We start from the raw sequence: 24,878 nt of genomic DNA on the forward strand, positions 1-24,878 counted from the left end.
TCGCACCGGAGCCATGTCCTCGCCGCACCGGCTCCGATCAAAAAGAAGAGGCTCCGCGGCCTTGGGCGGATGCTTACGACCGCGGCGACGCCAAGGAACCTGAATCTTCTCGCTTGGAGGAAGCGCGGCGGATCGTTGAGGAGTATGCGAACGACCTCCGCAAGATCATCCAGAAGCTACGCCGCAAGATGAATTGAGGCCGCCTCAGTTGGCGGTACTGTTCGTATTTGAGCCCCAGTCTCCTAAGCTGATTTTGGGACCGTCCAAATTAGATGGAACTCAGGGGCTATTCGATCCGTTGCCAGAGCATGGGCAGGATCGGATTAGCCATTGTCCTCGCTGCCATTGCCGCCTATGCAGCGGACCAACGCTGGAACCATGGCCGCTACACTGACAGCACAGCGGCCGTACTGCGTCATGCGCAGCATGCATTAGGACGGTAAGGCCTCCCGGAATCAAAAGGGGCCGCGTCTTAGCGACCCCTTGCCGGTCGAAATTCTTGTTCGGGATGCGAAATGCCAGCCCCGGCGGAAGCCACGTTAGTGGTATCCGACGGCCGACGCGACTCCGGTAGAATACCGTATGGATCGCTGTCCTGATTTGTGGTCTCGAACGTCCAAGTCAGGACGGCGTTGGATGTCTGCTGACCGCATCTACTCCGGCGTCTCGGGTTAACTTAAAGCGCGATGGCTTTAGGTTGAATCGTCATCGCGCTTTAGTTCTTTGTTTGAGCATGATCTTTTCGGAAAACCGCTGCCCACTTTTCCGGATCATGCTCTATGGAATAACATAAATCCCGATTACCAGAATACAGGACAGCGCGATCAAAGCTCGAGATCGACAACCATCTCCCGGCTCATTCGCTTCGCGAACTGTGCGATCTCGACAAAGACCTGTTGGCATTCGGAGTCTTGCGCAAGCGCTGCCTGCGCCTTCTCATAGGCGGCCTGGTCGGCATACTGCACGACGACAAGCCAATCTCCGACATTTGGGCCGGTTTGAAAGCGGCTCAGCCGATAGACGACCCCGTATCTGAGATAGATGGCTTTCAACTTTTTGGCCAGAGGTGCCACTTCGTCGACAGTACCGCCCCGATACACGGATATGCCCGAAACTGTCATCTGCCCCCTTCCAGAAGGCGTACACAATTCAACCGGCGATCGCCTTACGAAACCGATCCTCTCCGGGCCGGACCCAAGGCAAGCAGCAGGAGAAGCGCCAGAGGTCCGAACACCAGGGCCATGATGAGCCACGCCTTGGTCGATCGGCCGCGGTCGCGCGCCATGTCGAATGCGGCGGGCATGCAGGCCAACGCCCAGAGTTGGAAGATCAGCCAGGTCGGCATTGATGGCTCCGATCTGCCCTCAAGATAGCAGGCGACCCGTCGGCCGTCCCCACTTCGCCAAAAAGTGAGGTCGCCATGGTCGCGACCTCCAGGAGCTAGCCGCCGCCAGCACCGCTTGGCACCGCGAAGCGGCCCGATCCGCCGCACTTCGTGCAAGGGCGAAACTCGATCTTCTCGCCAAGCTGCACCGGACGCATGCCGCGCTCCTGCCCGGTGCCGTCGCATTCCGGACAGCTCACGTCCTTCTTTGGTTCGTTCATGCTCGCCCTCTCGCGGTCTCGTTCACGCCGGATTCCCTGGGTAGGAAGGCGGTCTGACAACAACCGCAAGTTGACACCATTTTGCTTGGGCCAGGCAACATCCAACTCCGTCAGCCTCGGCCCTCAAGGCCGAGGCGGTGGCACAAACTGCACTGGGCCTGCGATTCGTCGGCGCGTATCGTGATACCCATGTTCCGGAATGACGCGGTATTTCGGCTGTATATTGTCGCGCTCGGACTATTGCCGGTGGTTTTGACCGCAATCCTGCTGTTTGCGTGGTAAGCGTCCGGCATTCACTGGGATTTTTCACTGGGATTTTTTCGTGCAGACGGATGGAGCGACCCGTTTTGGTGCCTCCCCTGTCAGCTCCATGTAAGCTCACCCGGGTAGGGTCAGGTCGCTATGGTGTTGCAGCCCAGCACCTCAGCCTCCAATAACCTTTTGCCCCGCCCGGCTCTCCCCAGGCGGGGCTTTTTTTGGGGCGGCCAATCCTCTTTGTTTGAGCATGATCTCCGCGCAAACGCGTTCCGCGTTTGTCGCGAGGGAAAACCGCTTCGCACTTTGCGCAGCCCTCCGGGTCCGGATCAGGCTCATTGTTTGAGCATGATCTTTTCGGAAAACCGCTTCGCACTTTTCCGGATCAGGCTCTACTCCCGCGTCAGCCGCAGCGAGACGGACCGGATCATGGGGGCTGCGAGCAGCACGACCGGCAGCATCGCCGCCCAGGAGACCAGCCAGGCGAGCAGCCAGTGCGCGACGAACTGCTGCGTCGCCAGCGCAGGGTAGCTCGCGACCGCCGAGGCGATGGCGCAAGTCAGGCCGGACTGAATCACGCTGAAGACGAAATGGCTGTAGCGGCGGGGAATACCGAGCATAGGCGGCCTTGCTGTCTGATGCGTCGGTCAAGCAAGGCACGTGCCGTCAGGGAGGCGATCGGGTCGCCGCGGTCAGGCTCACAACATCAGGGCAACCGGTTTTCCCGTCGGCTGATGAGCGGCACGCGCGCATCCGGCCGGCGATGGAACCGATACGCCGCCCTCGTCAGCGCTTTTTCCCGTGGTTCTCCGGCCCAGAACAAAGTTCCGGCACGCATGCTGACCCATCAGGCACGGCTGGACCCGCCGCGGTCGCGATCATGCATCTGGAGAATGCGAACGAAATCGGCCATGCTGGAGTGATCGCCGCCGTCGCTCCTGCGAATGGCATACGCATCCGTGTCGATCTGGCTGCGTTGCCAGACGCGCCTGAGCAATTCGACGATCAGCTTCATTGCCCTGAACAGTGACCAGATGACGGGGCCCGTTTGGGATCTCGGGACGTGAACATGACCCACCGATAAGCAGGACGGGCGCCGATGGTTCCCGGCTTGCATGCGAAATCTGCGGGTCGCGGCGCCATGGCCGATATTTCGAAGTCTTGCCCCGCTGGTTTCAGACCGCACATGAATCCGGGATAGCGATGGGTGGTCTGCGACTTAGCCACTAAATTTAAGTTGTCGCCGGAATATCATTGCGTTCAATATGTTGACGTCATCAGGGCGTGAATCGTGGAGGTAGGCCATGAATCACAGGGGCATCGAGTTCACTGTCGCCAGGACAGCCACACAGGGGGTCTGGCAGTGGCAATTCCGAATCGGCGACAAGGTCAAGACCGGCCGGACGGAGACGAAGATCGACCTCCTGGCCATACGCCGGGTGCAGCTTCGGATCGACCGCGAATTGAAGGCGCTCGCACGGAAGCTGGCCTAGAGTGACTCTAGGTATCCTCTTCGCGTGCAAACGCGATCGCGCGCGCAACAGGCCGACTGTGGAGCGCAGGTTGCGTCGGGCTCTGGTGCATCGATACCTGCGCTCGGCAAAACCCCGCAAAAGCCCGTAGAGTTCCGGAGTTGATCTGCATGCCGTTTGGGATTGCACTGCGCGCCCATGGCCTCGGGGGCGCCATCACGCGCGTTGGTGTCAGCATGCCGCTCTATTTCTTTCGGATCCGCAATGGCCGCTATTCCGGCTCCGCGGACCAAGCCACCGAATGCGCCGACCGCGAAGCGGCATGGAAGGAGATGACCAGCGTCTGCGCCGACATGGCCGCCGGCATCTCGCGCAAGCTGCAGGAAAACTCGGAATGGAACATGGAGCTCCTGGACGAGGCCAAGAAGCCGGTGTTCCGCATCAGCATCATTGCTGAATCCTTCGATTAGGCGCTTGTTAGATTGATCTCCGCGAAAACTTGACGGACATCAACACGCCTCTCGCCTCGCATGGCACAGAGAAGCCATGGGCAATATCGTTTTCCGCTGTCCCGCGACGGGCATGTATGTGCAGCACTGGCTGGCCGAGGAGGTCACGCCGGAGGCGCCGACGTGCAGCTACGAGACCGTCTCGTGCAAGGCGTGCGCGCGGATCCATTTCATCAACCGCCGCACCAGCAAGCTGCTCGGCGACGTCGCCGCGCCGGTCAATCGGCGCTCGGCAAGCGCCGCATCGTGAACTCGATCCGGTCGTCGGGCAGTTCGCGCCAGCTCTCGACCTCGCTCATGTAGCCGGCCTTGGGATAGCGCGCGAAGAAGGCCTGTGCCTTCGCCCTCGCCGCCGCCCGCGGCAAGGTGAACGTCTCGCGCAAATAGCCGTCGCCCGCCTTGCGCCGGCGCGCCATCCGGTCGGCAAGATCACGCGGGCGAGACGCCATGCCGAAACTCCCACCTCATACGACCAACCCAATATAGGAAGATCGGAGCGCCAGGAGGAGTCCGGCCGCACGTCTTAGAGCGGGATCAGATCAAGTGCAGTCGGTTGCCCCGGGTTCACCTCTCCCCAACGGGAAGAGGTCGGATTGCGCGTGTCGATGCGAAGCATCGTCCATGGACGCCGTAACCCCTCACCCGGATCGCATCTTTCGATGCGATCCGACCTCTCCCTACGGGAGAGGTGAACCGAGCCCGTAGACGAAAGCTTCAACCAACCGCCACTACCCTCGAGGGGTCAGTTGGTGGTCGCGCCCGTCTTGGTCTTCTTGGCTGCCGTCGACTTGGCCGCCGCGGGCGGTGCGGCCTTCGGCGGATCGGAGCGCATGCCGCCCCAGGGATCGTTGGAGGCCTTGGCGTCCGGGATCTTTTTCAGCGTGTCCTTGTACTTCCTGTCGCGCTCGGCGTCGGCCGCCTTCTCGTCGTCGGTCTTGCTCGGCGCGTCCTGCATCAGGTTGATGTTGGGCATCTGCTGCGCGTAGGCCGGCCCGGCCAGCAACGCCAGCACAGCCGCCATACGAAAAACCTTCATCATGTCACTCCTTGAATCATCGAGAGAGGGATCGGTCAGACGCCCCCTAAAGCGTGATATCGCGCTTTAGCTCCTTGTTTGAGCATGATCTCCGCGCAAACGCGTTCCGCGTTTGTCGCGAGGGAAAACCGCTGCACACTTTTCCGGATCATGCACTAGGAACGGTCCGATCTGCAGGATTTCGGCGATTGCATCCAATCGTCCCAGATCGGGCCGCACTTGGTGCAGCCGTTGAGCGCGAGGCCCAGCGCCGCCAGGCAAAAAACCAAGACCAGTCGTCGCAACATCGTCCACCCTGTTCCCAAGCGCGGCATCATAGAGGGCGAAGTCGGGCATTTTCAAGCCGGGGTGACGTCGCCGCAGATGGCCGGACCAGATGACTTTTTCCTGCCAATCCGGGCACAATGGCCGAAACATCCAGCAACGAATGAGGAAACCGGGCTCATGGCATCACCGACCGCAACGGAGTTTGACATCGAGGAAGCCAGACGCGTGCTCGGCGACGTGTTTGCGCCGTGGGTCCAGGATCTCGGGCTTTCGGTCGAAAGCATCGACTACGTACCACCGCCGGATGCCACGGACTGGCAGCCGGGCGCACTGCTGCGCATGGCGTTCTCCGAGCGCCTCTGCCGCAACGGCGGCGTGGTGTGCGGCCAGGCGCTGATGGCGCTCGCCGACACCTCGATGGTGATTGCGATCCTCGCCGCCAATCGCGGCTATCGTCCGATGACCACCGTGGACCAGACCACGCACTTCATGCGCGCGGTCTCGTCGTCGGACGTGCTCGCGGACGCGCGGGTGGTGCGGCTCGGGCGCACCATGAGCTTCGGCCGCGTCACGCTTCTCGCCGCCACCGACAACAAGCCGGTGGCGATGGTGTCGAGCGCCTTTGCGATGTTGCCGGGATAGCGACGATCTCCGCGCAAACGCGTTCCGCGTTTGTCGCGAGGCGGAGCGTGAAGGCGCGACGATGGTCGCGCCCCCAGGCTTACTTCTTACTTGTTACTTGCCGAGCACTTCGTCAGCCGCGGTCACGATGCTGACATTCGGATTCTTTCCGCAATAGCTGCCGAACTTCTTGGCGTTGTCGACGAACACGTCGGTGTCGATGATGGCGTTGTCCTCGTCGCCCTTGTACCAGCCGTCCATCCAGGTGAGCACCATCTTGATGGTGTCGTCGCCACTCTCGAGGAACTGCTTGCAGCTCATGGTAGCGAGGTCGAGCTTGGCGGCGTGAGCGGGAACGGACGACAGCGAAAGAACGGCAGCGAAAAGAATCGAAACGGTGATCTTCATGAGTATCTCCATCGGCGCCAGGCGCCCTATTTGAACGGCCATTCACAAGCTTTCGGAGCATGCGAATGCACGCGCGCATTGTCGTAAACGAAGTCTTAAGCGCCCTGCAAGTGCAGAGCATATTGAATTTATTTCTACGTAATTCCCGTGCACTAGTTTAGGAGGCGAGATGACGGATCGAAATCGATGAACGAGAAACGGACAGCGCAGCGATACCGTGTTTTCAAGGGTGGAACGATCACCTTCGAAGGCAGCGACGTCGCGTGCACGGTGCGCAACATGTCGACCGGCGGCGCCGCGATCGACCTCGACGCAACAGTCGCGTTGCCGGCGTCGTTCACGCTGTCGATCAAGCGCGACCAGTTCGTACGCAATTGTCGTACTGTCTGGCGCACCGACAGGCGGATCGGGCTCGCCTTCGTGCAGTCAAGCGCGACGATGTGAACGGCGGTTCGCAGCGCGCACACGCGCATCGCACGGTTACGCCCGCAGCCAGCCGACCATCAACGCCTCATGGCGAATTCGCGGATGACGCGGTCGCCGGTGTGCCTGCGCGTCAATATCCGCGACGGCCCTGGTAGCTGTCGCGCGGACCATAGCCGCCGCCGACACCGACACCGATGCCGATCGATACCGGCGGGCTGCGCTCATAGACCACGGGCGGGCCGGCCGGCTCATACACGACCGGCGGCGGACGGCGCACCACGACGACATCATCGTAGACCTGGGCGGGCGGCCGCGAGCCCGCGCGCCTGGTGGTGTCGGGCTTCTTGGTCGGCGTATCCGCTTTCTTCAACGGCGCCGGTTGCGGCTGGTTATTGCACGGGCAAGTCAGCGCAGCGTTGGTCGCGGGCGTCGCCAGCGCAAGCGCCGGGATCGGCTTGTTGCGCAGCCGCTCCTCGAGCCTGCGTGCGGTCGCCGTGAGATCGCTGTCGGGATATTGCGCGAGGAAGGCGCGATAGCTCGCCGCGGTGTTGATCAGCACGGCGTTATTCCATGCCACCATGCGGCGATGGCGATTGAGCCAGTCGCGCGCCTGCAGGCCGCGCGGCGTCGAGGCAAAGAGCGTGGCGAAGGCTTCATAGGCCTCGTCCGTGCCATCGGCGACGATGATCTCGTTGGCGGCCTCGACAGGCTTGCCCTTCAAGTCGCGCGTCCATTCCTCGACCGTGCGCTTGGTGGCGGCCAGTTTTGGGCCGCCCTGCCCGCTCGCGGTCATTGGGGCCGCGAAGCGGAAATCCTCGGTCAGGGACGAGGAGTCCCACGGCGTCTGCCGGCCGTCGGTCACCTTGTTCACGGCGACGCGGACGCGCTTGAAGGTCTCTTCGATCGGCGCAGGGTCCTTGGCGGCGGTCAGCAGCGCCGTGGTGTAGGGACTGTTGGCGCCGCTGCCGTCTTCGGCTTCGGCGCCGGGCGAGGTCGAGAACGAGACGAAGGTGCCGGGAACGCCGGTCTTGGCATCGACGATCGCAAGGCCGTTGCCAGCGGTCTTCAGCGTCGGGAAGGGATTGTTGCGGCAGGCATCGAGCAGCACGATGCGCATGCGCGTCGGCACCGAGTTCAGCGTATTGAGGATGTCGTTGAGCCGCACCGCCTGCACCGCGATGTCGGCCTCGCGCTTCGGATCGACGTCGACCGGGATCAGAAAATTCTCGCCGTCGACCTGGAGGCCGTGGCCGGCGTAGAACACCAGCGCCACGGTGTCGGCGCCCTTCGCCGCGACCTCGCTTGCGAACTCGCCGACTTTTGCGCGCAGCTCGTTCTGCGAGAGATCGGAGGCCGAGACGACCTGGAACCCCGAGGCCGACAGCAGCTCTGTCATGGCCTTGGCGTCGTTGGCGGGATTGGGCAGCGCCGGCACCGATTTGTAGGCGGATTGCCCGATCACCAGTGCCAGCCGGTTTTCGGCCCATGCCGGTGAGTGGCTGAGCAGGATCGCGGCGGGAACGAGCCATTTGAGAAGGGCGCGGCGAGACATGGCAACCTCCGGCAACACATCTGGGCTTGCCGGATTGGTCACGGTGCTTGAGGGCAAGGTTCAACCCGGCAGGCCAATCTCCTGCGTCTCAAACGCTTTCTTCGTGCGAGCCGCCCCGTCGCTCGGCCCCCGGCTACTTCGGCTTCACTTCGGTTTCTTGGGCGTCTCGGCCGGACGCGCCCCGCCCCAGGGGTCGTACTTGTCCTTGGGCTCGGGAATGCGCTCGAGCGCGGCCTTGTAGGCCTTCTCGTCGACCACGGGTTTCTTGGGCTCCGCCTTGGGCGCCGCGTCCTGCGGGCGCCTGCCCTGTGCCTGGACCTGCGCCGTCAACGCCAGCAGCGCCGCCACAACCACCACCAAAACCCGCATCTCGGCAATCCCTCACACCTGGGGTACAAACCTAGCCTGCAATCCCGTAATCGCAAATCCCCCGCCAACATCGCTTTTTGCATCAGCAAATGTTGATCGGCCGGGGCTTTGATCGGTCATCTTCATGAATATTTGTGGCGGCGCAGGGGGTCTCCACGGATGTTGCGGATTGTTGCTCTTGCGGCATTGCTCGCCGGCGCGCTTGCGTTGGGCGGTTGCGGCTTTGCCGACAGCCGCGCGCCGGTGCCCGAGTTCATGCGTATGAAGGAGGTCGAGCAGCCGCCGCCGGAGCCGCCGCCCGACGTCAGGAAGCTGGTGCGCGAGCAGCTCGATTTCGTCTTCCTCGCCGCGTCCTATCCGCGCGACGTACAGGTCGCGCCCGCCCATCACGAGGTGCGCAGGCCGGGCTGGACCTCCTGCGTGCGCGCCCAGCTCACATCGGCAACCGGAACGCCGCTGGGCACGCAGACCTATATCGTCACGATCGCGGGCGGGAAGATCGTCGACCGGCGACGCGCGGAAGCTGACGATACCTGCGGATCCGAAACTTATGCGCCGATCTAGGATGCGACGGCGCGGCTTGCGCTAACCCGGAGCGCGCCGGGCGGCATATTTCCGGCTGAATTCGATGAAAGTCCGGACGACTTGCGAGTGCTCTTCGTCGCGACGCACGATGTAGACGTCCGCCGACAGCGTCGATGCCGCCAGCCGGCGGAACAGGATCTCCCGGTTGGTGAAGCGCGAGATCGATGCCGGCACCAGCGCGACGCCGAATCCGGCCGAGACCAGTCCGACGATCGACTGCGCATCGACGACCTCGTGCGCCACCCTCGGCAAAAATCCGGCCGAGACGCAGCTTTCCTGGATCGAGCGCGCAAAATCCGAGCTCTCAGGCACCAGCGCGACGAACTCCTCGTCGCGCAAGTCCCGGAGCACCAGCCGCTTGCGGTTCGCGAGCCGATGGATGCGCGACATCGCGAGCACGACGTCCTCCTTCCAGGCGAGCGTGGCGACGAGCCCATCGACCGCCGGGGGCAGGCGAATGAAGCTGATATCCGACGAGCGCTCCTGCAGCGCGCGGATTTGCAGCGCCGGCGCCTGCTCGATCAACGTGCTCGTGACCTCGGGATATTCGTGGCGATGGGCGGCAAGCAGATCGGCGAGCCCGCTGCGCAGGATCGAGCCCGTCGTACCGATGAGCAGCCGGCCGGTCTTGCCGGCCCCGATCGCCTGCGCCTCGCGCCGCGCGCTATCGACCTGCGCCAGGATCGCGCGCGCATGCACCAGGAAGGAGTCTCCGGCTGCCGTCAGCCTGACCCGACGGCTGGTGCGCTGGAACAGCGCCGCGCCGACCTCGTCCTCCAGATCCCGGATCTGCTGGCTGAGCGGGGGCTGCGATATGCGCAGCCGGTTTGCGGCCGCCGTGAAGCTCAGCTCTTCGGCGACGACGGCAAAATAGCGGAGGTGGCGGAGCTCGATCGGCAATCCATATCCATAAGATATCAATATCGACTAACAATATATTGGACCAAGGTTCGCGCGTCTGCAACTTTGCCGGCGACATTTTTCCCGCGCGGCGCCGCTCACACCAGGATGCCTGCGGGAGCTGACGGACGCAGATCTCTAGGAGAGCGCAATGACGCGAATGAAGTCCCTGGCCATCACAGCAGCCCTGCTCCTCGCCGCCATCCCGCTGGCGAAGCCCAGCCATGCCGACGCGCTCGCCGACATCATGAAGGCCGGCGTCATCAAGGTTGCCGTGCCGCAGGATTTTGCGCCGTTCGGCTCGGCCGGCCCCGATCTGAAGCCCCTGGGTTACGACATCGACATGGCGAACCTGATCGGAAAGGACCTTGGCGTGCGCGTCGAGATCATCGCGGTCACCAGCGCCAACCGCATCCCCTATCTTCAGACCCGGAAGGCGGACCTGGTGATTTCGAGCCTCGGCAAGAATCCCGATCGCGAAAAGGTCATCGACTTCTCCGCAGCCTATGCGCCGTTCTTCTCCGGCGTCTACGGCACCAAGGATAGCAAGATCGCCAAGATCGCCAAGATCGAGGATCTCGCCGGACAGACCGTCGGTGCCACCCGCGGGTCGATCGAAGAGCAGGAGCTGTCGAAGACCGCGCCATCGAGCGCGACGATCAAGCGCTACGAGGACAACAATGCGACCATCGCGGCGTTCATCGCCGGCCAGGTCGACCTGATCGCGACCGGCAACACGGTGGCGGCCGCGATCGCGGAGAAGAACTCAGGCCGCGCGCCAACCCTGAGATTCGTGATCAAGGACTCGCCCTGCTATGTCGGCCTCAACAAGGAGGAGCCGGCCCTGCTCGCCAAGGTCAACGACATCATCGCAAAGGCCAAGAGCGGCGGAGAGCTCGAAAAGCTGTCGCAGAAGTGGCTGAAAGCCTCCCTGCCGCAGGGCTTCTGACCTCGGTTCCGGCGCACGGGGCGGATTGGCGATGACCTACAAGCTCCATTTCGCGGACTTGCTGCCCTACTGGGACCTTCTGCTGAAGGGACTGGTCTTCACCATCCTGCTGACGATCGTGTCGACGGTCGCCGGCACGGCACTCGGCACGCTCGGGGCCTCGGCCCGCACCTTCGGCCCGCGCTGGCTCGATCGACTGACCGGCGCCTATGTCGAGGTGATCCGCAACACGCCGTTCATCGTGCAGTTGTTCTTCATCTTCTTCGGCCTGCCGGCCGCCGGCATCAAGCTCAACGAGACGACCGCCGCAGTACTTGCGATGACCGTCAATCTCGGTGCCTACTCGACCGAGATCATCCGGGCCGGCATTCAGGCCGTGCCGAAGGGACACATCGAGGCCGGCGCAAGCCTGGCCATGAGCCGGCTCCAAGTGCTGCGCCATGTCGTTCTCAAGCAGGCCTTCGAGAAGATCTATCCCGCACTGTCGTCGCAGATCGTCATCGTCATGCTGGGATCGGCGGTCGTCTCGCAGATCTCGGCCGAGGATCTGACCTACGCGGCAAACTTCATCCAGTCGCGCAATTTCCGCGCCTTCGAGGTCTATCTGGTGGTCGCGGGCCTGTACCTGCTGCTGGCGATCGTCACGCGGGCGGCGTTGCGCGGCATCGGACGCCTTGTCTTCCGGGGACCCGGCCGATGAGCGATTTCTCTTTCTGGGTGATCCTGTCCAACCTGCTGCTGGCGACGCGCTGGACGATAGCGTTGTCGCTCGTCGCATTCGCAAGCGGCGGCCTCGTCGGTCTTGCGCTCCTGTTCGCGCGGGTCTCGCGAATCGGATGGCTCGAATGGACGACGAAAGCCTATGTGGAGTTCTTCCAGGGCACTCCCCTCCTGATGCAGCTCTTCCTGTTCTTCTTCGGGGTCGCGCTGTTCGGCATCGAGGTCAGCCCATGGCTCGCGGCCTGGCTCGCACTGACGTTCTGGACAAGCGCGTTCCTCACCGAGATCTGGCGCGGTTGCGTCGAGGCCATACCGAAGGGACAGTGGGAAGCCGCCGACACGCTGGCGATGAGCTACATGCAGCAGATGTGGCATGTGATCCTTCCGCAGGCGTTCCGGATCGCGATCCCGCCGACGGTCGGTTTCTCCGTTCAAGTCGTCAAGGGCACCGCGCTCGCCTCGATCATCGGCTTCGTCGACCTCACCAAGGCCGGTACCATGCTCAACAACGCGACCTTCCGTCCGTTCCTCGTCTACTCGCTCGTCGCGTTGATCTACTTCGCGCTGTGCTTCCCGCTGTCGTGGTTCGCCCACCGCCTGGAAAGGACGTTCAATGTCGCTCGTTAGCATTCAGAACGTGCGCAAGAGTTTTGGCGAAGTCGAGGTGCTCAAGGGCGTCTCGGTCGAGATCGCGCGCGGCGCCGTGGTCGCCATCATCGGCAAGTCGGGGTCCGGCAAGAGCACCCTGCTCCGCTGCATCAACGGGCTGGAGACCTACGACGCGGGTGGTATTTCGGTCGATGGCATCGATGTCGCCGCCGCGCGCGCCGATCTGCGCGATCTCCGCCGCAACGTCGGCATGGTATTCCAGCAGTTCAACCTGTTTCCGCACCTGACCGCGGCGGAGAACGTCATGCTCGCTCCTCGCGTGGTCAATCGGGAGAGCGAGATCCGCGCCAAGGAGCTCGCCCGGGAAATGCTCGCCAAGGTCGGGCTTGCCGACAAGGCCGGCAACTATCCGTCGCAACTGTCGGGTGGCCAGCAGCAGCGCGTTGCGATCGCACGCGCGCTGGCGATGCGCCCGAACGTGCTGCTGTGCGACGAAATCACCTCCGCGCTCGATCCCGAGCTCGTCAACGAGGTTCTGCGTGTGATCGAGGCGCTGGCCAAGGACGGCATGACCCTGATCCTCGTGACCCACGAGATGCGATTTGCACGGGACGTCGGGACCAAGCTGGTCTTCATGCACCAGGGCAAGGTCCACGAGGAAGGGCCGCCGAAACAGCTCTTTGCTGGCCCGACGACACCGGAACTGGTGCAATTCATCGGTGCGTCCCTGCACTGACGACGGCGTCGATCGGCTCTCAAGAAGAAACGCACAGCCAGGAATGCAGCCCCAGATGCACGAGCAAGCATCACCGCGTCTCGGTATGGGCATCATTGCCCGCATCGAGGAACTCAGCGGAATTTCCGAGACCCGGGGCGCGCTGACGCGCGTCTATCTATCCCCCGAGCACCAGCGCGCCGCCGACCTCATCGCGAGCTGGATGCGCGAGGCCGGCATGTCGGCGCGGGTCGACGCGGTCGGCAATGTCGTGGGCCGCTACGAGGGCGAGGAGCCACGGCGCCCTGCCCTGCTGCTCGGCTCGCACTACGACACGGTGCGTGATGCCGGCAAATGGGACGGCCCGCTCGGGATCATCACGGCCATCGCCTGCGTCGCCGAGCTGAACCGGCATGGCAAGCGCCTGCCCTTTGCGATCGAAGTGACAGCTTTCGCCGACGAGGAGGGCGTGCGCTTCGCATCGACACTGCTGGGAAGCCGCGCGATCGCCGGAACGTTCGACGAAGGCACGCTGAGGGCACGCGACCGCGACGGCGTGTCGCTTCGCGAGGCCATGCAGCGCTTCGGGCTTGATCCCGACCAATTTGGCGCTGCCGCCCGTGCGCCTTCCGAGTTTCTTGGCTATGTCGAGCTCCACATCGAGCAGGGCCCAGTGCTGGAAGCCCAGGGGCTGCCTGTCGGCGTCGTCTCCGCGATCAGCGGCGCGACCCGGTTGAACGTGACGCTCGAGGGAATGGCCGGCCACGCTGGCACGGTCCCGATGGCCATGCGCCATGACGCCCTCGCCGGCGCCGCCGAATGCATCGTCGCCATCGAGACGCAGTGCCGCAACGACATAGGACTGTTCGGCACTGTGGGCTACCTGAAGGCCGACCCGGGCGCCTCCAACGTCATTCCCGGGCGCGCCATCTTCACGATCGACATGCGATGCGCCTCGGATGAGCACCGGCGTCTCGCCGTCGCTTCGGCCGTCAAAACCATCGAACGTATTGCCGAGACGCGCGGCCTGCGTCCCCAGATCGACGTGACCCATGAGGGGCGGAGCGCTCCCTGCGCCTCCTGGCTCGCGACGCAGATCTCCGAAGCGATCCTGCGCTGCGGTTTTACGCCGATGACGCTGCCCAGCGGCGCGGGGCATGACGGCATGGCGATCGCCGACATCGCCGATATCGGCATGATCTTCGTGCGTTGCCGCGGAGGCGTCAGTCACCATCCGGACGAGCATGTCGACGACGCGGACGTAGAGACCGCCGCGCGCGTGCTCCTGGACGTCATCGAGAATTTTCGCGACGAGCGTCGCAAGAAGGAGAAAAATCATGAATGATCTTCGGATCACGGCTGGACCGTTCACGTTCGGCGCCAGGTTCGAGAGCGAGCTCGCACCGAAAACCTGCGCGGCGTTCCGCAAGCATCTGCCGTTCGAAAGCCAGGTCATCCACGTCCGCTGGAGCGGCGAAGGCGTGTGGATTCCCCTGGGCGACCTCGCCTTCGGCGTCGACTATGAAAATCACACCAGCTATCCGGCTCCCGGACAGATCATTCTCTATCCCGGCGGCATCAGCGAGACCGAAATCCTGCTCGGCTATGGCGGTGTCCGGTTCGCGAGCAAGATGGGCCAGCTCGCCGGCAATCATTTCATCACCCTGACCTCGGGCCTCGAGAATCTCGCCGCGCTGGGAAAGATGGTGCTGTGGCACGGCGCGCAGAAGATCGTGTTCGAATCAGTCTAGAGCCTCGTTCCGATGGAATCGGAGCGGGGCTCTCGATTCTTTTTTGACGCGTCTTCTTGACGCGAACCGGTATCCATTTCGCTGGAAAACGCTCTAGCTGGAACTGGCGTCGCAAGGAACCAGCGCGCTCAACGAGGTCACGTCGGAACTTCCTTCGGGGAACGAATGCCCTCTACCGGTCTTGTCCCTCGCGAGGGCAGTTTCGGGACGAAGGAGCAGATTGATGAGGACAGTTGCAATCGCACTGTTGGCGGGTGTTGGCGCGCTCGCAGCCACCGGCGCCGCAAAGGCGACCGATATCTACACCACCAGCGAATACACCAATCCGGATCTCGTGCAGCAGGTGCGACTCGTCTGCGACGACGCCGGCAACTGCTATCGCACCCGTGGCGGTGCGCGCGTGATCGTGCGCGATTCCTACAACTACGTACCGCGCGACCGCTACTATGAGCGCCGCGTCTATCGCGACTGGGACGACCGCCCGCGCGCCGGCGTCGGCATTCGCGCCCCCGGCGTCAGCGTCGGCGTTGGTGTCGACGACCGCTGGTAAGCCCATCCCCGGATTGATGGAACCGGATCGGACGGCTCGCGTCGTCCGATCCTTCCCGCGTGCCGTCAGGCAGCGACTACCTGCTGCTGGAACTGCTCGTAGGCGGCAATCGCGTCTGCGGCGTACATCAGCGACGGCCCGCCGCCCATGTAGATGGCCATGGCCAACGTCTCTTCGAACTCCTGGCGGGTCGTATGGAGCCTGACCAGTGCCTCGGTATGGAAGCCAATGCAGCCGTCGCAGCGCGTGGCAATTCCGATCGCAAGTGCAATCAGCTCCTTCGTCTTCTTGTCGAGCGAGCCCTCGCGGGTCGCCGCCTTGGCAAGCGCCGAAAACCCCTGCATCGTATCAGGAATGCCCTGGCGCAGCTTTTTCAGATTGGCCGATATCTGCCTGGTGATCTCGGGATAGTTCTTGTCCATCTTATCCTCGTCAGTTCGGTTCGACAGTGGCGTGGGGCGCTTCGCGCGGTGCGCGCAGCGCGATGTAGATCGCGGGGATGACCAGGACGGTCAGCAGCGTCGATGACGCCAGACCGAACAGCAGCGAAATCGCCAACCCCTGGAAGATCGGATCGAGCAGGATGGTCGCCGCCCCGATCATCGCCGCGAGCGCGGTCAGGAGGATCGGCTTGAAGCGCACGGCGCCGGCCTCCAGCACGACCTCGCGCAGCGACCTGCCCTCTGCCCCGCTGTGGCGGATGAAGTCGACGAGCAGGATCGAGTTGCGCACGATGATGCCGGCGAGCGCAATGAAGCCGATCATCGAGGTGGCGGTGAAGGGCGCGCCTAACAGCCAATGCCCGATCAGGATTCCGATCAGTGTCAGCGGGATCGGCGTCAGGATGACGAGCGGCAGGCGAAAACTCCTGAACTGGGCCACGACCAGCACATAGATGCCGAGGATCGCGGCGCCAAAGGCGGCGCCCATGTCGCGGAAGGTCACCCAGGTGATCTCCCATTCGCCGTCCCACAGCAGCGTCGGACGCGATTCATCCGCCGGCTGTCCGTGCAGGCTGATCGCAGGCTTCGGCACGCCGCCCCAGTCATGCGCGTCGACCTGCTTTGCGACCTCCAGCATGCCGTAAAGCGGCGCCTCGAAGCGGCCGGCGAGCTCGGCCATCACCATGTCGGCAAAGCGGCCGTCGCGGCGAAAGATGACCGGCGAGCCCTCTTCCATCGTCGCCTTCACGACCTGGCCCAGCTCGACCACCGTCTTGCTTCCCGGCAGCGTGTTGGCGGGAACCGGCGTCGACGCCAGCGCCTCATCCCAGACCAGGTTGCGCTTGGGCAGATGCACCGCGATCTCGATGGGATTGCGGTCTTCGCCGCGATGCGAGTAACCGACCGAGGTGCCGCCGAACAGGACCTGGATCGTGTCATAGACGTCGCGCTGCTCGACGCCGAAGAATTCGAGCCGATCCTGGTCGATCGACAGCCGCAACCGCGGCCTCCTTGCGCCAACGGAATCGTCAATGTCGACGATGAAGGGCACCTCGGCGAAGACCTTTTTCAACTCGGCCGTGACGGCACGGCGCGTCGCCGCGTCGGGGCCGTAGATTTCGGCCAGCAGCGTGGAGAGCACCGGCGGTCCGGGCGGCACTTCGACCACCTTGATGCTGGTGCCATCGGGACGATCGAGCGCCTTCAGCCTCTCGCGCAGCTCGAGCGCGATGTCGTGGCTCGCCCGCTTGCGCTCACCGCGCGCCGTCAGATTGACCTGGAGCTCGCCGAGCTCGGGTTTTTCGCGCAGATAATAGTGCCGCACCAGGCCGTTGAAATTGAACGGCGCCGGCGTGCCGGCATAGGACTGCAGCGAGGTCGCTTCCGGCAGTTGCCGTGCGATCTCGGCCGCGCCGAACAGCGTGCGCTCGGTCGCCTCCAGGCTCGCGCCTTCCGGCAGGTCGACGATGACAGCGATCTCGGACTTGTTGTCGAAAGGCAGCAGCTTGACCGTCACCGACTTGGTCGCAAACAGCGCCATCGACAGCAGCGTGGCGATGCCGACGCCAAGCAGGAAGATCCAGGCCGAGCGCCTGCTCCGGACGACCGGCGTGGCGAAGCGCCGGTAGAGCCGTCCGAGGCGGCCTTCATCGTGTTCTGCATGAGCCGCGGTCACCTCGCCCCTCGGCGCAAGCTTCAGCATCAGCCACGGCGCGACCACCATGGCGACGAAGAACGAAAACAGCATCGCAGCCGAGGCGTTGGCCGGAATCGGCGCCATGTAGGGGCCCATCAGCCCGGACACGAACAGCATCGGCAACAGGGCGGCGACGACGGTGAGCGTCGCAACGATGGTGGGATTGCCCACCTCGGCGACGGCCTCGATGGTCGCCTGCAAGCGCGGCCGGCCGTCGCGCATGCCCCAGTGACGCGCGATGTTCTCGACCACGACGATGGCGTCGTCGACGAGGATGCCGATCGAGAAGATCAATGCGAACAGACTGACGCGGTTGATGGTATAACCCATCAGGTTGGCCGCGAACATCGTGAGCAGGATCGTCGTCGGAATCACGACGAAGGTCACGACCGCCTCGCGCCAGCCGATCGCGATCGCGATCAGCACGACGATCGAAATCGTCGCGAGGCCAAGATGGAACAGCAGCTCGTTGGCCTTCTCGTTGGCCGTCTCGCCATAGTCACGCGTCACCGTGACCTGGATGTCGTCGGGAATGAGCCGCGACTTCAGGCCTTCCAGGCGATGGGCGATGTCGGCCGAGACCACCACGGCATTGGCGCCGGCGCGCTTGGCGAGCGCGAGGCTGACCGCAGGTACTCGCGTCCACTGCCCCTTCTCGTCCCGCGCGTCGTTCCAGACCCGGTGCTCGATCGTATTCGGGCCGATGATGACGGCGGCAACGTCCTTGACATAGACCGGGCGTCCGTCGCGGGTCGAGATCAGAAGCAGCCCGATATCGGGAATCCCTGCAAGAGTCTGCCCCGCGGCAACATTGCGCACGATTCCGGCCTCGCGAACCTGCCCCGCCAGGAACGAACGATTGGCGTCCTTCACCTTGGCAACGAGCTGTTGCAGCGTGACGCCATGAAGCGACAGCTTTTCCGGATCGGGCTCGACCCGGATCTGCTGCGCGGCGCCGCCGGAGACGTAGGTCAGCCCGATGCTGTCGACCTTCACGAGCTCGGCACGGAGCTTGTCGGCGAGCTCGAACAAATCCTTGTCGGTCCACCGCTCGGCCGCTTCGGGCTTCGGCGACAGCGTCAGCACCGTTACGGCCACGTCATTGATGCCGCGGCCGACGATCAGGGGCTCCGGAATCCCAACGGGGATGCGATCGAGATTGGCGCGGATTTTTTCGTGGACACGCAGGATGGCGTCCTCGAACTTGGTGCCGACCAGGAAGCGCGCGGTGACCATCACCCGATCGTCCTCGGTCTGGCTATAGACGTGCTCGACACCGTCGATGCCCTTGACGATCGATTCCAGCGGCTTTGTCACCAGCTCGACGGCGTCGGGTCCACGCAAGCCGTCCGCATTGATGCGGATATCGACCATGGGCACGCTGATCTGCGGCTCCTCCTCGCGCGGAATCACGACGACGGCAAGAAGGCCGACGACGAGCGCTGCGATCAGGAACAGCGGCGTGAGCGGCGATGCGATGGTCGCCTTGGTGAGCCGTCCTGAGAGTCCCAGATTCACGGCCGCACCAGCTGGTCGCCGGCACGGATGCCGGACAGGATCTCGAGCCCGTCGGGAAGCGCAGGCGTCGGAATGTCGCGACCGCGCTGCACCGGCACCTCGACCGTGCCGTCAGCCTTGCGGAGCTGGACATAGTCGATGCCGAACCGCGTCTTCACATAGCTTGCCGGGATCACGAAGGCCGGTCGCGAACCGCCGGAAATCCAGACCCGAAGCCGGTCGCCGACAAAATATTCGCCGAGACCCTCCACCGTCGCATCCGCAATGACGCGCCCCTCCTCGATCTGCGGATAGACCAACTCGATCACGCCCCATTTGGACGCCTCGCCGCCGAGTTCCGCGCCATCGACCCGGACCCTGTCGCCGGCCTTGAGGGCGCGTGCGTGCCGCTCGGGCACCCGGAGCCGCAGCTTGAAGTTCTGCTGGGCGACGGTGGCGATGGCATCGCCGGGCAGCACGACGGAACCGACGGTGACGAGCTTCTTCAGCACGCGGCCATCCGACGGCGCCAGCACCTGGCCTTCGCTGAGCTGCTGATTGACCACGGCCCGCTCGGCGATTTTGGCCCGCAGGCCGTTCTCGGCGACGTTCAGGGCCGTGCGCTGCTCGTCCAGCTTGACGCGCGGCAGCGTGCCGCGCTCGACCAATCCCTCGATGCGAGTGAAATCGAGCTGCGCCTGGCTCGCCTGCGCCTGCAGCGCCTCGATCTGCGCGTCGAGCGACTTCATCTGGAGGGCAAGCTTGTCGTCACCGATCGCAGCGATCGCCTGACCGGCGGTGACGCGGTCGCCTTCCCTCACCTTGAGCTGGACCACGGTGCCGCCGATGCGGCCGCGCGCCGGCACCACGCTGATGCTCTCCACCGTCGCGAACACGGCCTTTTCGTCAGCGACGGTCTGTTGCGCCACGGTGAGAAGTTCGGCCGCCGCAAGGCGGGCCGGAACGAAAGCGGTGCCAAATACCGTCGCCAGTGCCAGCAAGCGCACAACGCGTCGCATGGGGCGTATCCGCGTGATCATGGAACTATCGCGCCGCATTGCGGCGTCCTCTCATTTCATCGGCATTGCAGGGCGGCAGCGTTGATCTCGCTCAACGCGCCGCGGCTCAATCGCTCGTATCGTTCATCGCGTCCTTGCGGACTTCGGTGCGCAGAACACCTGATAGAGCGTCTTCAGAATTTCGCGCGCCGGCTCGCTCGCGATCGAATAGAAGATCGTCTGCGCATCCCGCCGCGCGGACACCAGGCCATCCTTGCGAAGGAGCGCAAGATGCTGGGAGACCGTGGAATCGCGCAGGGACAGGAACTCGGCGAGTTCGCCGACCGAACGCTCCCCGTCGATGAGCTGGCAGATGATCAGAAGCCGGTGCCGGTTGGAGAGCGCCTTCAGCAGTTCGCTCGCCTGGTCGGCCGCCTGCTCCATCACTTCGCTATCTATCTTCATACTTGCGTATATACGAACTTGCGAATATATAGTCAAGCACTGAAGAACAGCCGGGACGAGAACCGGCGGCGCATTTTGTTCAACGGAGGTCACATCCCATGGCGGAAATCGTCGTAATCGGAGCCGGTCTGAGCGGAACGCTGATGGCCTATGAATTACTGCCCCAGTTGAGAAAGGACGATCGCCTCAGCGTGATCTCGCAGGGCGCGGTGTATCATTTCGTCCCCTCCAATCCCTGGGTGGCGGTCGGCTGGCGCAAGCGCAGCGAGATCGAGATCGATCTCGCCGACATCATGAAGCGCAAGGGTGTGCGCCTGCTGACGCAGGGCGCCAAGCGCGTGCATCCGGCAGATAACCGTGTCGAGCTCGGCGACGGCACCTCGATCGACTATGACTTTCTGGTGGTCGCGACCGGACCCGAGCTTGCCTTCGACGAGATTCCGGGGCTCGGTCCGCAAGGCCACACCCAGTCGATCTGTCACGTCGATCATGCCTCGCACGCGAAAGGCGCGTTCGAGCAGCTTGCTGCCAATCCCGGCCCTGTCGTGATCGGCGCCGTGCAAGGCGCCTCCTGCTTCGGTCCGGCCTACGAATTTTTATTCATCCTGGAAACCGAGCTGCGCCGGCGCAAGCTGCGCGACCGGGTGCCGATGACCTTCGTCACCTCGGAGCCCTATATCGGCCATCTCGGCCTCGACGGCGTCGGCGACACCAAGGGCCTGCTCGAAAGCGAGATGCGCGAGAAACACATCAAGTGGATCACCAATGCACGCGTAGCAAGCATCGGCCCGGGCATGATGTCGGTGGAAGAATTTGCTGATAACGGCACCGCGCACAAGGCGCACGACCTGCCTTTTGTCTATTCCATGATGCTGCCGGCGTTCCGCGGTGTCGAAGCCGTGCGCGGCATCGAAAAACTGACAAATCCGCGCGGCTTCGTCATTGTCGACAAGCATCAGCGTAATCCCTCCTACCAAAATGTGTTCGCTGTCGGCGTCTGCGTCGCGATCGCGCCGGTCGGGGCAACGCCGGTGCCGGTCGGCGTTCCCAAGACCGGCTTCATGATCGAATCCATGGTGACGGCGACCGCGATGAACATCGGCGCCCTGCTGCGCGGCAAGGAGCCCGCAGCGGTGCCGACCTGGAATGCGATCTGCCTCGCCGACTTCGGCGATTCCGGCGTCGCCTTCCTGGCGCAGCCGCAGATTCCGCCGCGCAACGTCAACTGGTCGTCCAAGGGCGAGTGGGTGCACTACGCCAAGGTCGCCTTCGAAAAATACTTCCTCCGCAAGATGCGGCGTGGCGAGAGCGAGCCGTTCTACGAGCGCTTTCTGCTCGACAAGCTGAACATCGCCAAGATCAAGGAGGTCAGGACCGGCACATGAGTGCGACCCACCAGATCGTCTGCGGCCATTGCGGGCGGACCAACCGCCTGCCCGCCGAGCGCGCGCCGCAAGCCGCGCGCTGCGGCGCCTGCCATCAGCCGATGTTCACCGGACACCCGATCGAGGTCGACGAAGACGCCTTCGGCCGCCACGTCGCCAACAGCGACATTCCGGTGCTGGTCGACGTCTGGGCGCCCTGGTGCGGCCCCTGCCGCGCCATGGCCCCGATGTTCGAGCGCGCGGCGCGCGAGCTCGAGCCGCGGGTCCGGGTCCTCAAGCTCAACTCCGACAATGCACAAGCCTTGTCGTCGCGCCTCAACATCTCGGGCATCCCCACCCTGCTGTTGATGCGCGGCGGCCGCGAGATCGCCCGCCACGCCGGCGCGATGGATGCACGCAGCATCGTCGCCTGGACCGAAGCCGGTCTCGCAAATTCGCAAATTCACTAACTTTGAAGAGGAGTATCCCATGAATGTCGACAAAGCCGTTCTCGCCTTCGCAGGATTCGTCGTCCTGCTCGGCCTCGCGCTCGGCACCTACGTCAACGCCTACTGGTATCTGCTGACGGCCTTCGCCGGGCTGAACATGATCCAGGCCTCGTTCACCGGCTTCTGCCCGGCGGCGATGGTCTTCAAGAAGCTCGGCCTACAGGGCGGCTGCGCGTTCTCCTGACGCGCGCGCCAACGGAGACAGTACATGACCTATCATTTCTCGAAGACCGTCGACCTGCCGTTCGACGCGGCGGTCGCGGCGACGACCGCGGCGTTGAAGAACCACGGTTTCGGCGTGCTGACCCAGATCGACGTCAAGGACACGCTGCAGAAGAAGATCGGGGCCGAGTTCCGGCCCTATCTGATCCTTGGCGCCTGCAATCCAAAACTCGCCTACCAGGCGCTCTCGCTGGAGGACAAGATCGGGACGATGCTTCCCTGCAACGTCGTGGTTCAGCAGCGCGACGGCGGCAAGGTCGAGATCTCGGCGGTCGACCCCGTCGCGTCGATGGCCGCGATCGAGAACCCGCAGCTCGGCGCGGTAGCAAACCAGGTGCGCGAGCTGCTCAAGCAGGTCGTCGCCGAAATCGCCTGAGCGTGCCGACGCCGATTGCAAGGATTTGAGCCCATGTCTGACGACACCCTGATCGAAGGCCCGCTCTACGAGAAGCGAAAGAAGGTCTATCCGCAGTCGGTTCACGGGCGGTTCCGCCGCATCAAATGGACGCTCCTGTGCATCACGCTGTGGGTCTACTACCTGCTGCCCTTCGTGCGCTGGAATCGCGGACCCGGCCTGCCGAACCAGGCCGTGCTGGTCGACCTCCCGCATCGCCGCTTCTATTTCTTCTTCATCGAGCTGTGGCCGCAGGAGGTCTATTACTTCACTGGACTGCTCATCATCGCCGCCATGACGCTGTTCCTGATGAACGCGGTCGCGGGACGGCTGTGGTGCGGCTACCTCTGTCCGCAGACGGTGTGGACCGACCTGTTCTACGCGGTCGAGCGCTGGGTCGAGGGTGACCGGCGCGAGCGCATGATCGGCGACAAGCGCGGCTGGACCTTCGACCATGCCCGCAGGGTCGCACTCAAGCATTTCCTCTGGATCATGATCGCGTGGTGGACCGGCGGCGCCTGGGTGCTCTACTTCGACGACGCACCGACGCTGGTGAAGGAGCTTGCGACCTTCCAGGCGCCGTTCATCGCCTATCTCTGGATCGGCATCCTGACCGCGACGACCTATGTCTTCGCCGGTCACGCGCGCGAGCAGATGTGCATCTACATGTGCCCGTGGCCGCGGATCCAGGCCGCGCTGACCGACGAATGGGCGCTCAACGTCACCTATCGCAAAGACCGCGGCGAGCCGCGCATGTCGGTGAAGAAGGCGGAAGCGGCGCGCCTCCAGGGCGAGGTTGCCGGCGATTGCGTCGACTGCCACCAATGCATCAACGTCTGCCCGACCGGGGTCGATATCCGTCACGGCATCCAGCTTGGCTGCATCCAGTGCGGGCTGTGCATCGACGCCTGCGACAACATCATGCGCGACATCGGCCGCCCCACCGGCCTGATCGGCTACGACACCGACATCAACATGCAGCGCCGTCGCGAGGGCAAGGCGCCGATCTACCGGATCATCCGTCCGCGCACGCTGATCTACGTCGCCGCCATCGCCATCGTCGGCAGCATCATGCTCTACGCGCTCGCCACCCGCAGCACGATGGACGTCAACGTGCTGCACGAGCGCAACCCGCTGCTCGTAAAACTCTCCGACGGCGGTGTCCGCAACGACTACACGGTGCGCCTGCTCAACAAGGGCGCGGAACGCAGCTTCGCGCTCGACGTCACCGGCCTGCCCGGCGCAACGGTGCGGATCGCGGGCATCGACCGCAAGCCCGACGGCCGGCTGGTCGTCGAGGTCGGGCAGGATCAGACCCGCGAGGTCAGGATGTCGGTACAGGTCGGACCCGCGCAGGTGCCGCAACGTGCGGTGGACGTCGCAATCGAGATGACCGACATCGCCAGCGGGCAGACCGCGAGCGCCCGCGACCATTTCGTGCCGTCCGACCAATGAGCGGCGTCGCCATGGCGATGCCGCTGTTGACCGCCGATCGACTTTGGCGAGCCATCGTCGCCGGCCTGTGCGGCAACATCGCGCACGGCACGCTGATGTTCCTGAAGGACCGGATGGGCTGGCTGCCGACGTTCCAGCCCTATCAGGACCTCCAGCGCGTCCTGGGCGAGGTGTTCGGCGAGTCCGTGCAGCCGGCGCTTCCCTGGGTGCTGTCATTCGTCAACGGAACGCTGGTCATCAGCCTGGTCTTTGCCTTGATCTACGCGCGGCTGCCCGGCCGCAGCGGAGCGGCAAAAGGGCTCGTGCTGGGCGTCCTCGGCTGGCTCGCGATGGGGTTGTTCCTGTTCCCGATGCTCGGCCGCGGCCTGTTCGCGTCAGAGGCGGGCCTCGGACTGTGGCCAGCGGCCTTCTCGCTCGCGATGGTGCTGGCCTATAGCGTGTTCGTCGGCATCGCCTACGCGGCGCTCGATCGAACACGGTCAACGCGCGGTTAACATTACCGTTCGAATTGACGTCTGCCGCCAACGGCATTTTCC

Annotated in this window: 35 protein-coding genes; 21 read left to right on the plus strand and 14 right to left on the minus strand. The window is 64.0% G+C overall.

Annotation, left to right across the window (positions count from 1 at the left end; genetic code table 11):
* A partial coding sequence (locus tag JQ632_RS30070; RefSeq protein WP_212406329.1) for a hypothetical protein occupies positions 1-197 on the plus strand: 197 nt, incomplete at its 5' end.
* Positions 198-824: 627 nt separating this feature from the next.
* On the opposite strand, the gene JQ632_RS30075 is transcribed toward JQ632_RS30070, so the two are convergent.
* The 4 genes from JQ632_RS30075 to JQ632_RS30090 all read right to left on the minus strand — a co-directional run bounded on the left by JQ632_RS30075 (position 825) and on the right by JQ632_RS30090 (position 2,480).
* Positions 825-1,121: a hypothetical protein gene (locus JQ632_RS30075; protein WP_212406271.1), complete on the minus strand. Its 297-nt coding sequence runs from the start codon at positions 1,119-1,121 to the stop codon at positions 825-827.
* Between the two features lie 44 nt (positions 1,122-1,165).
* Positions 1,166-1,345 (minus strand): hypothetical protein, encoded by a 180-nt coding sequence (locus JQ632_RS30080; protein WP_212406272.1) that lies wholly within the window; start codon positions 1,343-1,345, stop codon positions 1,166-1,168.
* A 95-nt stretch (positions 1,346-1,440) separates the two neighbouring features.
* Positions 1,441-1,605: a hypothetical protein gene (locus tag JQ632_RS30085; protein ID WP_212406273.1), complete on the minus strand. Its 165-nt coding sequence runs from the start codon at positions 1,603-1,605 to the stop codon at positions 1,441-1,443.
* A gap of 647 nt (positions 1,606-2,252) precedes the next feature.
* On the minus strand, positions 2,253-2,480 hold the full coding sequence (locus JQ632_RS30090) for a DUF2798 domain-containing protein (protein WP_212406274.1): 228 nt from the start codon (positions 2,478-2,480) through the stop codon (positions 2,253-2,255).
* An 8-nt stretch (positions 2,481-2,488) separates the two neighbouring features.
* On the opposite strand from JQ632_RS30090, the gene JQ632_RS30095 reads away from it, so the two are divergent.
* The 4 genes from JQ632_RS30095 to JQ632_RS30110 all read left to right on the plus strand — a co-directional run bounded on the left by JQ632_RS30095 (position 2,489) and on the right by JQ632_RS30110 (position 4,091).
* Positions 2,489-2,890 (plus strand): hypothetical protein, encoded by a 402-nt coding sequence (locus JQ632_RS30095; RefSeq protein WP_212406275.1) that lies wholly within the window; start codon positions 2,489-2,491, stop codon positions 2,888-2,890.
* Positions 2,891-3,164: 274 nt separating this feature from the next.
* Positions 3,165-3,353, plus strand: a complete 189-nt coding sequence (locus JQ632_RS30100; protein WP_212406276.1) for a hypothetical protein — start codon at positions 3,165-3,167, stop codon at positions 3,351-3,353.
* 215 nt (positions 3,354-3,568) lie between these two features.
* Positions 3,569-3,802, plus strand: a complete 234-nt coding sequence (locus JQ632_RS30105) for a DUF6894 family protein (protein WP_212406324.1) — start codon at positions 3,569-3,571, stop codon at positions 3,800-3,802.
* 76 nt (positions 3,803-3,878) lie between these two features.
* Entirely contained in the window at positions 3,879-4,091 is a 213-nt protein-coding gene (locus JQ632_RS30110; RefSeq protein ID WP_212406277.1) for a hypothetical protein, read from the plus strand.
* Here JQ632_RS30110 and JQ632_RS30115 read toward each other — a convergent pair.
* The gene (locus tag JQ632_RS30115; RefSeq protein WP_212406278.1) at positions 4,060-4,290 is read right to left on the minus strand and encodes a hypothetical protein; all 231 of its coding nucleotides are present in this window, start codon (positions 4,288-4,290) and stop codon (positions 4,060-4,062) included. The genes JQ632_RS30110 and JQ632_RS30115 overlap by 32 nt on opposite strands.
* 293 nt (positions 4,291-4,583) lie before the next feature.
* Positions 4,584-4,877 (minus strand): hypothetical protein, encoded by a 294-nt coding sequence (locus JQ632_RS30120; RefSeq protein WP_212406279.1) that lies wholly within the window; start codon positions 4,875-4,877, stop codon positions 4,584-4,586.
* 444 nt (positions 4,878-5,321) lie between these two features.
* Here JQ632_RS30120 and JQ632_RS30125 point away from each other — a divergent pair, with 444 nt between their 5' ends.
* Positions 5,322-5,786, plus strand: a complete 465-nt coding sequence (locus JQ632_RS30125; protein ID WP_212406280.1) for a PaaI family thioesterase — start codon at positions 5,322-5,324, stop codon at positions 5,784-5,786.
* A gap of 93 nt (positions 5,787-5,879) precedes the next feature.
* On the opposite strand, the gene JQ632_RS30130 is transcribed toward JQ632_RS30125, so the two are convergent.
* Positions 5,880-6,173: an HdeA/HdeB family chaperone gene (locus JQ632_RS30130; RefSeq protein WP_212406281.1), complete on the minus strand. Its 294-nt coding sequence runs from the start codon at positions 6,171-6,173 to the stop codon at positions 5,880-5,882.
* Between the two features lie 186 nt (positions 6,174-6,359).
* Here JQ632_RS30130 and JQ632_RS30135 point away from each other — a divergent pair, with 186 nt between their 5' ends.
* Complete coding sequence (locus JQ632_RS30135; protein WP_212406282.1) at positions 6,360-6,617, plus strand: PilZ domain-containing protein; 258 nt, start codon at positions 6,360-6,362, stop codon at positions 6,615-6,617.
* A 112-nt stretch (positions 6,618-6,729) separates the two neighbouring features.
* On the opposite strand, the gene JQ632_RS30140 is transcribed toward JQ632_RS30135, so the two are convergent.
* Both JQ632_RS30140 and JQ632_RS30145 read right to left on the minus strand, forming a co-directional pair.
* Positions 6,730-8,151 (minus strand): caspase family protein, encoded by a 1,422-nt coding sequence (locus JQ632_RS30140; protein WP_212406283.1) that lies wholly within the window; start codon positions 8,149-8,151, stop codon positions 6,730-6,732.
* Positions 8,152-8,295: 144 nt separating this feature from the next.
* Complete coding sequence (locus tag JQ632_RS30145) at positions 8,296-8,520, minus strand: hypothetical protein (protein ID WP_212406284.1); 225 nt, start codon at positions 8,518-8,520, stop codon at positions 8,296-8,298.
* Positions 8,521-8,679: 159 nt separating this feature from the next.
* On the opposite strand from JQ632_RS30145, the gene JQ632_RS30150 reads away from it, so the two are divergent.
* The gene (locus tag JQ632_RS30150) at positions 8,680-9,084 is read left to right on the plus strand and encodes a hypothetical protein (protein ID WP_212406285.1); all 405 of its coding nucleotides are present in this window, start codon (positions 8,680-8,682) and stop codon (positions 9,082-9,084) included.
* A 21-nt stretch (positions 9,085-9,105) separates the two neighbouring features.
* Here JQ632_RS30150 and JQ632_RS30155 read toward each other — a convergent pair whose 3' ends face one another.
* Positions 9,106-10,005: a LysR substrate-binding domain-containing protein gene (locus JQ632_RS30155; RefSeq protein ID WP_249152637.1), complete on the minus strand. Its 900-nt coding sequence runs from the start codon at positions 10,003-10,005 to the stop codon at positions 9,106-9,108.
* Positions 10,006-10,156: 151 nt separating this feature from the next.
* Here JQ632_RS30155 and JQ632_RS30160 point away from each other — a divergent pair, with 151 nt between their 5' ends.
* The 7 genes from JQ632_RS30160 (at position 10,157) to JQ632_RS30190 (ending at position 15,299) form a co-directional block, all read left to right on the plus strand.
* The gene (locus JQ632_RS30160) at positions 10,157-10,954 is read left to right on the plus strand and encodes a transporter substrate-binding domain-containing protein (protein ID WP_212406286.1); all 798 of its coding nucleotides are present in this window, start codon (positions 10,157-10,159) and stop codon (positions 10,952-10,954) included.
* Between the two features lie 31 nt (positions 10,955-10,985).
* Positions 10,986-11,654, plus strand: coding sequence for an amino acid ABC transporter permease (locus JQ632_RS30165; protein ID WP_212406287.1), 669 nt, complete (start codon positions 10,986-10,988; stop codon positions 11,652-11,654).
* Complete coding sequence (locus tag JQ632_RS30170) at positions 11,651-12,301, plus strand: amino acid ABC transporter permease (protein ID WP_212406288.1); 651 nt, start codon at positions 11,651-11,653, stop codon at positions 12,299-12,301. Before JQ632_RS30165 ends, JQ632_RS30170 begins: the two co-directional genes overlap by 4 nt.
* Positions 12,288-13,019 (plus strand): amino acid ABC transporter ATP-binding protein, encoded by a 732-nt coding sequence (locus tag JQ632_RS30175; protein WP_212406289.1) that lies wholly within the window; start codon positions 12,288-12,290, stop codon positions 13,017-13,019. The genes JQ632_RS30170 and JQ632_RS30175 overlap by 14 nt, the downstream gene beginning before the upstream one ends.
* Before the next feature lie 55 nt (positions 13,020-13,074).
* Positions 13,075-14,343, plus strand: a complete 1,269-nt coding sequence (locus tag JQ632_RS30180) for an allantoate amidohydrolase (RefSeq protein ID WP_212406290.1) — start codon at positions 13,075-13,077, stop codon at positions 14,341-14,343.
* Positions 14,336-14,749, plus strand: coding sequence for a DUF3830 family protein (locus JQ632_RS30185; protein ID WP_212406291.1), 414 nt, complete (start codon positions 14,336-14,338; stop codon positions 14,747-14,749). The genes JQ632_RS30180 and JQ632_RS30185 overlap by 8 nt, the downstream gene beginning before the upstream one ends.
* Before the next feature lie 223 nt (positions 14,750-14,972).
* Positions 14,973-15,299 (plus strand): hypothetical protein, encoded by a 327-nt coding sequence (locus tag JQ632_RS30190; RefSeq protein WP_212406292.1) that lies wholly within the window; start codon positions 14,973-14,975, stop codon positions 15,297-15,299.
* A gap of 65 nt (positions 15,300-15,364) precedes the next feature.
* Here JQ632_RS30190 and JQ632_RS30195 read toward each other — a convergent pair whose 3' ends face one another.
* The 4 genes from JQ632_RS30195 to JQ632_RS30210 all read right to left on the minus strand — a co-directional run bounded on the left by JQ632_RS30195 (position 15,365) and on the right by JQ632_RS30210 (position 20,377).
* On the minus strand, positions 15,365-15,721 hold the full coding sequence (locus JQ632_RS30195) for a carboxymuconolactone decarboxylase family protein (protein WP_212406293.1): 357 nt from the start codon (positions 15,719-15,721) through the stop codon (positions 15,365-15,367).
* Between the two features lie 10 nt (positions 15,722-15,731).
* On the minus strand, positions 15,732-18,956 hold the full coding sequence (locus JQ632_RS30200; RefSeq protein ID WP_212406294.1) for an efflux RND transporter permease subunit: 3,225 nt from the start codon (positions 18,954-18,956) through the stop codon (positions 15,732-15,734).
* Complete coding sequence (locus tag JQ632_RS30205) at positions 18,953-19,954, minus strand: efflux RND transporter periplasmic adaptor subunit (protein WP_212406295.1); 1,002 nt, start codon at positions 19,952-19,954, stop codon at positions 18,953-18,955. Before JQ632_RS30205 ends, JQ632_RS30200 begins: the two co-directional genes overlap by 4 nt.
* Before the next feature lie 123 nt (positions 19,955-20,077).
* Positions 20,078-20,377, minus strand: coding sequence for an ArsR/SmtB family transcription factor (locus JQ632_RS30210; RefSeq protein ID WP_409363519.1), 300 nt, complete (start codon positions 20,375-20,377; stop codon positions 20,078-20,080).
* 119 nt (positions 20,378-20,496) lie between these two features.
* Between JQ632_RS30210 and JQ632_RS30215 the strand changes: the two genes are divergently transcribed.
* From JQ632_RS30215 to JQ632_RS30240, 6 genes are read left to right on the plus strand one after another with little or no spacing between them, the layout of a single operon-like run.
* The gene (locus JQ632_RS30215) at positions 20,497-21,783 is read left to right on the plus strand and encodes an NAD(P)/FAD-dependent oxidoreductase (RefSeq protein WP_212406297.1); all 1,287 of its coding nucleotides are present in this window, start codon (positions 20,497-20,499) and stop codon (positions 21,781-21,783) included.
* Positions 21,780-22,232, plus strand: a complete 453-nt coding sequence (gene trxC / locus JQ632_RS30220; RefSeq protein WP_212406298.1) for a thioredoxin TrxC — start codon at positions 21,780-21,782, stop codon at positions 22,230-22,232. The genes JQ632_RS30215 and trxC overlap by 4 nt, the downstream gene beginning before the upstream one ends.
* A 19-nt stretch (positions 22,233-22,251) precedes the next feature.
* Entirely contained in the window at positions 22,252-22,455 is a 204-nt protein-coding gene (locus JQ632_RS30225; protein WP_212406299.1) for a DUF2892 domain-containing protein, read from the plus strand.
* Between the two features lie 24 nt (positions 22,456-22,479).
* The gene (locus tag JQ632_RS30230; RefSeq protein WP_212406300.1) at positions 22,480-22,869 is read left to right on the plus strand and encodes a DUF302 domain-containing protein; all 390 of its coding nucleotides are present in this window, start codon (positions 22,480-22,482) and stop codon (positions 22,867-22,869) included.
* A gap of 33 nt (positions 22,870-22,902) precedes the next feature.
* Positions 22,903-24,342, plus strand: coding sequence for a cytochrome c oxidase accessory protein CcoG (ccoG, locus tag JQ632_RS30235; protein ID WP_212406301.1), 1,440 nt, complete (start codon positions 22,903-22,905; stop codon positions 24,340-24,342).
* Positions 24,339-24,836, plus strand: coding sequence for a DUF6789 family protein (locus JQ632_RS30240; protein ID WP_249152638.1), 498 nt, complete (start codon positions 24,339-24,341; stop codon positions 24,834-24,836). Before ccoG ends, JQ632_RS30240 begins: the two co-directional genes overlap by 4 nt.
* Positions 24,837-24,878 lie beyond the last annotated feature (42 nt).

The sequence above is a fragment of the Bradyrhizobium liaoningense genome, from assembly GCF_018130955.1.
In the GTDB taxonomy this organism is placed as follows: domain Bacteria; phylum Pseudomonadota; class Alphaproteobacteria; order Rhizobiales; family Xanthobacteraceae; genus Bradyrhizobium; species Bradyrhizobium liaoningense_C.

Excerpts from the sequence above, each read along its gene's own strand:
- JQ632_RS30110 (WP_212406277.1), top strand. The coding sequence starts at position 3,879 with ATGGGCAATATCGTTTTCCGCTGTCCCGCGACGGGCATGTATGTGCAG.
- JQ632_RS30230 (WP_212406300.1), top strand. The coding sequence starts at position 22,480 with ATGACCTATCATTTCTCGAAGACCGTCGACCTGCCGTTCGACGCGGCG.
- JQ632_RS30225 (WP_212406299.1), top strand. The coding sequence starts at position 22,252 with ATGAATGTCGACAAAGCCGTTCTCGCCTTCGCAGGATTCGTCGTCCTG.
- JQ632_RS30210 (WP_409363519.1), bottom strand. The coding sequence starts at position 20,377 with ATGGAGCAGGCGGCCGACCAGGCGAGCGAACTGCTGAAGGCGCTCTCC.
- JQ632_RS30125 (WP_212406280.1), top strand. The coding sequence starts at position 5,322 with ATGGCATCACCGACCGCAACGGAGTTTGACATCGAGGAAGCCAGACGC.
- JQ632_RS30195 (WP_212406293.1), bottom strand. The coding sequence starts at position 15,721 with ATGGACAAGAACTATCCCGAGATCACCAGGCAGATATCGGCCAATCTG.
- JQ632_RS30170 (WP_212406288.1), top strand. The coding sequence starts at position 11,651 with ATGAGCGATTTCTCTTTCTGGGTGATCCTGTCCAACCTGCTGCTGGCG.
- JQ632_RS30085 (WP_212406273.1), bottom strand. The coding sequence starts at position 1,605 with ATGAACGAACCAAAGAAGGACGTGAGCTGTCCGGAATGCGACGGCACC.
- JQ632_RS30135 (WP_212406282.1), top strand. The coding sequence starts at position 6,360 with ATGAACGAGAAACGGACAGCGCAGCGATACCGTGTTTTCAAGGGTGGA.
- JQ632_RS30105 (WP_212406324.1), top strand. The coding sequence starts at position 3,569 with ATGCCGCTCTATTTCTTTCGGATCCGCAATGGCCGCTATTCCGGCTCC.
- JQ632_RS30145 (WP_212406284.1), bottom strand. The coding sequence starts at position 8,520 with ATGCGGGTTTTGGTGGTGGTTGTGGCGGCGCTGCTGGCGTTGACGGCG.
- JQ632_RS30180 (WP_212406290.1), top strand. The coding sequence starts at position 13,075 with ATGCACGAGCAAGCATCACCGCGTCTCGGTATGGGCATCATTGCCCGC.
- JQ632_RS30150 (WP_212406285.1), top strand. The coding sequence starts at position 8,680 with ATGTTGCGGATTGTTGCTCTTGCGGCATTGCTCGCCGGCGCGCTTGCG.
- JQ632_RS30090 (WP_212406274.1), bottom strand. The coding sequence starts at position 2,480 with ATGCTCGGTATTCCCCGCCGCTACAGCCATTTCGTCTTCAGCGTGATT.
- JQ632_RS30130 (WP_212406281.1), bottom strand. The coding sequence starts at position 6,173 with ATGAAGATCACCGTTTCGATTCTTTTCGCTGCCGTTCTTTCGCTGTCG.
- JQ632_RS30205 (WP_212406295.1), bottom strand. The coding sequence starts at position 19,954 with ATGCGACGCGTTGTGCGCTTGCTGGCACTGGCGACGGTATTTGGCACC.
- JQ632_RS30240 (WP_249152638.1), top strand. The coding sequence starts at position 24,339 with ATGAGCGGCGTCGCCATGGCGATGCCGCTGTTGACCGCCGATCGACTT.
- JQ632_RS30160 (WP_212406286.1), top strand. The coding sequence starts at position 10,157 with ATGACGCGAATGAAGTCCCTGGCCATCACAGCAGCCCTGCTCCTCGCC.
- JQ632_RS30100 (WP_212406276.1), top strand. The coding sequence starts at position 3,165 with ATGAATCACAGGGGCATCGAGTTCACTGTCGCCAGGACAGCCACACAG.
- JQ632_RS30080 (WP_212406272.1), bottom strand. The coding sequence starts at position 1,345 with ATGCCGACCTGGCTGATCTTCCAACTCTGGGCGTTGGCCTGCATGCCC.
- trxC (WP_212406298.1), top strand. The coding sequence starts at position 21,780 with ATGAGTGCGACCCACCAGATCGTCTGCGGCCATTGCGGGCGGACCAAC.
- JQ632_RS30120 (WP_212406279.1), bottom strand. The coding sequence starts at position 4,877 with ATGAAGGTTTTTCGTATGGCGGCTGTGCTGGCGTTGCTGGCCGGGCCG.
- JQ632_RS30190 (WP_212406292.1), top strand. The coding sequence starts at position 14,973 with ATGAGGACAGTTGCAATCGCACTGTTGGCGGGTGTTGGCGCGCTCGCA.
- JQ632_RS30115 (WP_212406278.1), bottom strand. The coding sequence starts at position 4,290 with ATGGCGTCTCGCCCGCGTGATCTTGCCGACCGGATGGCGCGCCGGCGC.
- JQ632_RS30140 (WP_212406283.1), bottom strand. The coding sequence starts at position 8,151 with ATGTCTCGCCGCGCCCTTCTCAAATGGCTCGTTCCCGCCGCGATCCTG.
- ccoG (WP_212406301.1), top strand. The coding sequence starts at position 22,903 with ATGTCTGACGACACCCTGATCGAAGGCCCGCTCTACGAGAAGCGAAAG.
- JQ632_RS30165 (WP_212406287.1), top strand. The coding sequence starts at position 10,986 with ATGACCTACAAGCTCCATTTCGCGGACTTGCTGCCCTACTGGGACCTT.
- JQ632_RS30185 (WP_212406291.1), top strand. The coding sequence starts at position 14,336 with ATGAATGATCTTCGGATCACGGCTGGACCGTTCACGTTCGGCGCCAGG.
- JQ632_RS30215 (WP_212406297.1), top strand. The coding sequence starts at position 20,497 with ATGGCGGAAATCGTCGTAATCGGAGCCGGTCTGAGCGGAACGCTGATG.
- JQ632_RS30175 (WP_212406289.1), top strand. The coding sequence starts at position 12,288 with ATGTCGCTCGTTAGCATTCAGAACGTGCGCAAGAGTTTTGGCGAAGTC.
- JQ632_RS30075 (WP_212406271.1), bottom strand. The coding sequence starts at position 1,121 with ATGACAGTTTCGGGCATATCCGTGTATCGGGGCGGTACTGTCGACGAA.